5 protein-coding genes and 1 pseudogene are annotated in these 6014 nt (G+C 69.5%); 4 read left to right on the top strand and 2 right to left on the bottom strand.

The window, feature by feature from the left end; genetic code table 11:
* Window positions 1-81: 81 nt before the first annotated feature.
* Window positions 82-855 (top strand): hypothetical protein, encoded by a 774-nt coding sequence (locus ACIG5E_RS38895; RefSeq protein ID WP_396541953.1) that lies wholly within the window; start codon window positions 82-84, stop codon window positions 853-855.
* Between the two features lie 284 nt (window positions 856-1139).
* Here ACIG5E_RS38895 and dnaK read toward each other — a convergent pair whose 3' ends face one another.
* Window positions 1140-2996, bottom strand: coding sequence for a molecular chaperone DnaK (gene dnaK / locus ACIG5E_RS38890; protein ID WP_396541952.1), 1857 nt, complete (start codon window positions 2994-2996; stop codon window positions 1140-1142).
* A gap of 222 nt (window positions 2997-3218) precedes the next feature.
* Here dnaK and ACIG5E_RS38885 point away from each other — a divergent pair, with 222 nt between their 5' ends.
* The 3 genes and pseudogenes from ACIG5E_RS38885 (at window position 3219) to ACIG5E_RS38875 (ending at window position 4985) form a co-directional block, all read left to right on the top strand.
* Window positions 3219-3524, top strand: a complete 306-nt coding sequence (locus tag ACIG5E_RS38885; RefSeq protein WP_396541951.1) for a DUF6296 family protein — start codon at window positions 3219-3221, stop codon at window positions 3522-3524.
* Between the two features lie 8 nt (window positions 3525-3532).
* Window positions 3533-3916, top strand: a pseudogene (locus ACIG5E_RS38880) (hypothetical protein); the annotation flags it as partial.
* 10 nt (window positions 3917-3926) lie between these two features.
* Window positions 3927-4985, top strand: a complete 1059-nt coding sequence (locus ACIG5E_RS38875) for a PP2C family protein-serine/threonine phosphatase (protein WP_396541949.1) — start codon at window positions 3927-3929, stop codon at window positions 4983-4985.
* Window positions 4986-5052: 67 nt separating this feature from the next.
* Here ACIG5E_RS38875 and ACIG5E_RS38870 read toward each other — a convergent pair whose 3' ends face one another.
* Complete coding sequence (locus ACIG5E_RS38870) at window positions 5053-5295, bottom strand: hypothetical protein (protein ID WP_396541947.1); 243 nt, start codon at window positions 5293-5295, stop codon at window positions 5053-5055.
* Window positions 5296-6014: the final 719 nt, after the last annotated feature.

The raw sequence follows: 6014 nt of genomic DNA, 5'->3' as shown, positions 1-6014 counted from the left end.
AGGCCTCAGACTGCCGCCCACCACCAGCACGAGCACGGCCAACGACCCGCACGCCAGCCCCTCCGACCAGCACGTTCGAAGATGGCGAAGCTTCACTGGTGGCGCCTGCGCGACCGCCACTGGCGCAAGAGCCTGGCCTTCAACGCCACCGGCGCCCTGCTCTCGGCGGTCGTCTTCGTCACCGCCGGCGTCACGAAGTTCACCGAGGGCGCGTGGTTCGCCGTACTCACGGTGGGACTGTTCATCCTGGTGACGACACGAATCCGGCTCCACTACGACACGGTCGGCGCGGCGATCGCCCTGCATCCCCATGCCGTCGAAGTCCCCAGCCGCACCATCACACCTCCGAGTTCGGAGGAGCGCACAGCACGAGGCACCGCACAGACAGCGGGCGCCGTGCCCGGAGCGCCGTTCGAGACCACAGCCGAAGCGGAGATCGAAGAGACTCCCGAGGAGATCCACCCCCTGTCGATCGTGCCGATCGCCGCCCTGGACCAGGCCGGCATGCGAGCGCTGGCCTACGCCGCCTCGCTCCAGCAGCCAGTCCTCGCGCTCCACATCAGCCCCAGCGCGGACGAGGCCCGACGCTTCCGCGCGTACTGGAACCTGTGGGGCGACCACCTCCCGTTGAAGATCGTTCTCTCCCCCTACCGCGCGATCGTCGCACCACTGGTCAACTACATCGAGTCACTGCACCACCAGCGCCCGGACCTCACCCTGACCGTCATCCTCCCGGAGATCGTCGTACGGCACTGGCGCCACCGCCTCCTGCACAACCGGCTCGCGGCCAGGCTACGGAGAGCACTGCGCCCCCTGCCGAAGGTGGTCGTCACGACCGTCCCGTTCCACGTGTAGGACAGCGGCGGCACCGAGCAACCCGACGCGTCCGACGGCGCACAGCGACACGTCCGCTTCGTCGAGCCACCGGGACGGTTCCTCGTCTGCCCTGGAAAAGCCGACCCTCGCACGCCGCGGGGCGCATTGTTCAGCCACGGCCACCGGCCCGCCACCGCGAGCTGACGGTGCGCCCCGGTGGGCGGGCCGGTCGGGACGGGGCCGGGTCGTCGTGGCTGGAGGGTGGCCGCTGTCACGGATGACGCCACCCGGGCGGTCGTCCCGGCCCGGGTTGGCGGGCTGGCTCATCCGGTTTCTCGTTTCGGGGTCTGGTCGTCGACGATCTCCGCATCAACGACGTCCTCCTCATCGCCGCTCTGCGTCGGGCCGGTGCCGGCCGCGGCTTGCGGGCCGCCGGCCTGGGCGTAGAGGGCGGTGCCGATTTTCTGTGCGACGGTGGCCGCGCGCTCCATCGAGGTGCGGATGGCCGGGCTGTCCTCGCCCTTGAGCTTGTCCTTCAGGTCCGCCAGGGCCTCGTTCACCTCGGAGGTGACGTCTGAGGGGATCTTGTCCGGGTTGTCCTGGAGGAGTTTCTCGGTGGAGTAGACGAGGTGTTCGGCCTGGTTGCGGGTCTCGGCGGCCTCCTTGCGGCGACGGTCCTCCTCGGCGTGCTGCTCGGCCTCGCGCATCATGCGCTCGATGTCCTGCTTGGGCAGGGAGGAGCCGCCGGTGACGGTCATCCGCTGCTCCCGTCCGGTGCCGAGGTCCTTGGCGGCGACGTGCATGATGCCGTTGGCGTCGATGTCGAAGGTGACCTCGATCTGCGGCAGGCCGCGGGGGGCCGGCGGCAGGCCGGTCAGCTCGAACATGCCGAGCTTCTTGTTGTACGCGGCGATCTCGCGCTCGCCCTGGTAGACCTGGATCTGCACGGACGGCTGGTTGTCCTCGGCGGTGGTGAAGATCTCGGAGCGCTTGGTCGGGATCGTGGTGTTGCGCTCGATCAGCTTGGTCATGATGCCGCCCTTGGTCTCGATACCGAGGGACAGCGGGGTGACGTCGAGCAGCAGGACGTCCTTGACCTCACCCTTGAGGACACCGGCTTGCAGGGAGGCGCCGATGGCGACGACCTCGTCCGGGTTGACGCCCTTGTGCGGGTCCTTGCCGGTCAGCTCCTTCACCAGGCCGGTGACGGTGGGCATGCGGGTCGAGCCGCCTACGAGGATGACGTGGTCGATGTCGGACACCTTGATCCCGGCGTCCTTCACCGCCTGGTGGAACGGGGTCTTGCAGCGTTCCAGCAGGTCGGCGGTCAGCTGCTCGAACTGGGCGCGGGTGAGCTTCTCGTCCAGGTGCAGCGGGCCCTCGGCGGAGGCGCTGATGTAGGGCAGGTTGATCGTCGTCTCGCTCGTCGAGGACAGCTCGATCTTGGCCTTCTCGGCGGCCTCGCGCAGCCGCTGCGCGGCCATCTTGTCCTTCGACAGGTCGATGCCGTAGCCGTTCTTGAAGTGCTGGACGAGGTGGTCGACGATCTTCTGGTCCCAGTCGTCGCCGCCGAGGCGGGTGTCGCCGTTGGTGGCCTTCACCTCCACCACGCCCTCGCCGATCTCCAGCAGGGAGACGTCGAAGGTGCCGCCGCCGAGGTCGAAGACCAGGATCGTCTGGTCACTCTCCTTGTCCAGCCCGTACGCGAGGGCCGCGGCGGTCGGCTCGTTGACGATGCGCAGCACCTTCAGGCCGGCGATCTCCCCGGCTTCCTTGGTGGCAGTGCGCTGGGAGTCGTTGAAGTAGGCGGGGACGGTGACGACGGCGTCGGTGACGTCTTCGCCGAGGTAGGCCTCGGCGTCGCGCTTGAGCTTCTGCAGTACGCGGGCGGAGATCTCCTGCGCGGTGTACCGCTTTCCCTCGACGTCGCCGGTGTCGGGGAAGCGCCAGTGCGGGTCGCCCATGTGGCGCTTGACGGAGCGGGCGGTGCGGTCCACGTTCGTGACGGCCTGGCGTTTGGCGACTTCGCCGACCAGCACGTCGCCGCCCTTGGCGAACGCCACGACTGACGGGGTGGTGCGCGCCCCTTCCGCGTTGGGGATGACGGTTGGCTCGCCGCCCTCCAGGACACAGACGACGGAGTTCGTGGTGCCCAGATCGATACCGACGGAGCGAGCCATCGCGGGACCTCCTCCCGCACGAGCGGATTCCCGGGCCAACCCCCCTCTTCCTCACTCGTAAAGCTTGAGTTGCCCGGTGTCAAGGGCTGGCGGGAGTCCCGTCGGCCGGGGCCCGCGCCGGACCGCTGGGGCGACGGCCTGCGCTGTTCATACGATGGGAGTGTCGGGCCACCCGCCGTGGGTCGGGAGGGGCCCGAACGCTCGGTGGTGAGGAGGTTCGCCATGGCTTCCGCACTGCGGTACGCGATCGCCCTGCCCGGTGCTCCCGGCACCCACGCGCCGCCCGAGATGGTCGTCGTACATTTGACCGCCGACCTCGGCCCGAACAGGGAGCCGGACTACGCGGCCCGGCCGACGGGTGGCAGTGGTGCGGCCATGGCGTCCTCCCCTACGTGGGACGGGCTGCCGTGGTGGGCGGTAGGCGGTCGGCGGCTGGCGCGGGAGGGGCCCCGGATCGGGGAACGCCGGGGGTGCCGTCGCGGGGGCGCCGTTCAAGTATGCAGAGGTGTGGCTGCGGCGAACCGGTGATGCCGCCGGACCAGGGCCGACTCGTCGCAGTCACCGACGACGCGCGCGCTGACCTCGTCCACCGGGCCCTCGCCGACCCCGACATCATGCAGCGCACCGCGCACGCCATCGCCCTCTACCGCGGCTGCGGCGCATCCATCGAGGAGAAGCGTTCCGCAGTCATCGCACTCGCCGGAGTCCTCGAGGAGCGGCGCGACCTCATCCGCAGCAAACTCGGGAAGCCCGACGACGGCGCGCTCTTCGTGATCGCGAACAAGTTCGAGATCCGTCACCGCGACGCCTCCCAGCAGGCGGACTACGATCCGGCATTCCTCGACTGGATCTTCTGGTGGTACCTCGCCACGGTCGAACTCACCACCACGCTTGCTGGGCGCCAACCTATCGAAGGCTGAAAGGTTGGCCGTGGCTGAGCTGCTCCACCCTCTACTTCAGCGGAAGGTTGAGGCGGTCGGCCGAGATGTTGAGCCTCCGCCCCTCCGTACATACTGCCGTGTCCGTCGTGGACGATTTGGGCGGCGCCTGCCCGGTGTCACCTACCAGCTGATCGGCAGTTGGACCGGCACTCCGTGCGACGTCTCGACTCGGGCGGCGAGGTCGGCCGGGATCGCCATCGAGAACGCCCGCCTCTACCGGCAGGTCCGTGCCAACGCCGAGTACTTCCAGCGCCTCCTCCTGCCCGGCCTGCCCGATGTGGCGCCCTTCTCCGCCGCCGCGATCTACCGGGCCGCCGCCACCCCGGACCACGTCGGCGGAGACTGGTACGACGCCCTGATGCTCCCCGACGGCGCCTGCGCCCTGGTCATCGGCGACGTCGCCGGACACGACCTGAAGTCCGCCGCCACCATGGCCCAGACCCGCAACATGCTGCGCGCTCTCCTCTACGACCGCCGCACCCCGCCCAGCGCCGTCCTGACACAGCTCGACCGCACCTTCCAGGCGATCACCGACAACCCGATCACCACTACCTGCCTCGCCCGCATCGAACCCACCGAGAACGGCTGGACACTCCACTGGAGCAACGCAGGACACCCGCCACCGCTCCTGATCGGCCCCGACGGCACCACCCGCTACCTACACGCCGACCCCGGCCTGCCCCTCGGCGTCGACCCCGACGTGCCCCGCCCCGACCACAAGCGCCCCCTGCCCGGCAACGCCACCCTCGTGCTCTTCACGGACGGCCTGGTCGAGCACCCCCACCGCCCCCTGGACGCCGGCCTCACCGCACTCGCCCAGGTCGCCGCCGCCCACGCCGGTCTGTCCCTCGAAGACCTGTGCCGGACCCTGGCCGACGCCCACCTCGGCGACGGCCGCGACGACATCGCCGTCCTCGCCCTGCGCACACCGCCCGCCGGGCCGACCCAACGGGACATCGGTGACACACTCCCGGGCCCGGTGAGAGGACGCACCCCGCCCCCTGGTGGGCCCGCTGCCCGGTCTCGGTGGTGGTCCCTGAGCGCCTGATCCGGGCCGCCTTCACCCGTGTCCATGACCTCGGCCTCTCCGCAGGGGCGCGGCGGACCGGCCCGGCCTATCGGGCCCCCGGCAGGCGGTCGCCGTGCTGCCCGGTGGTGTCGATGGCATCGCGCAGGGCGGGCAGGTCCGTGATGGCGGCCTGCTCGGCGAAGCGGGCCAGCAGTCGACGAAGGACCCGCTCGTCCCGGTCGCGGACGGCTTCGGCGATGGCCGCCGTCAGCGACGCCTGGGTATGCGGGTCGGGGGTGCGCACCTGCCGCGCGGTCTGCGGCACTTCCAGCGCTCGCCTCCTGCTCACTCGTCCTCCTGGCCGTTTGGCGCGGCGTCCTCCGTCCTGGCGCGGCTGCGGCGGCCGACCGCCCCGCGCTGTGCGGGGCGAAGAATATCTCCCCGACAGGCATCGAAAAATCTATGCCTGCTGGAGTAGACATTGCCGCGCACCATGGTTAGTGTTTCTCTCGTAGACGAGGTCAAGCGGTACCCGCCAGACATGAACTGGCGGGCAGCAGACAGAAGTTCGCAGGTCGGAACGGTTGCAGGGTCCTGAAGCCAGGGATGGTGCAGTAAGGCGACAGGGCCGGTGGCCGGGCCGGGCGGCCCGCAGGCATCAGGGGCCGCCGACCAAGCGGTACCGCAGTTGGGTAAGTGCATTACCAACAGGTGAAGTTGAGTTAGGCAGTACCGGCAGTCGCAGTACGCGGTATCCCAGTGAAGGCGCCAGGCTGCCGGCGCGCGTGCTGGGAGTCCGGCAGTGGGGTTCCAGGCCGAGTAGTTGAGCAGGACGGGCAACGGGGCTGGCTGCCGGAACCGGCGGACCGCAAGGACCGCCACAGCAGTACTGGGTAGTTGTTACTACCACGCAGTTCGCAGTACCAGCAGGTCGCAGTACCCGGAAGTTGGAAGTACCCGCAGTTTGCAGTAATCGGTCAGTACAGAGGATGAACGGAGGGGACAGAGCGCCATCAGGATCGCCCGGCCCGTGAAGTATCACCCGGGCGGATTCCGAAGACCCCAAGG

Source organism: Kitasatospora sp. NPDC053057 (assembly GCF_044546945.1).
GTDB lineage: Bacteria > Actinomycetota > Actinomycetes > Streptomycetales > Streptomycetaceae > Kitasatospora.
Note: the sequence above shows the minus strand (reverse complement) of the source record. Positions and strands in the feature narration are given on the sequence as shown.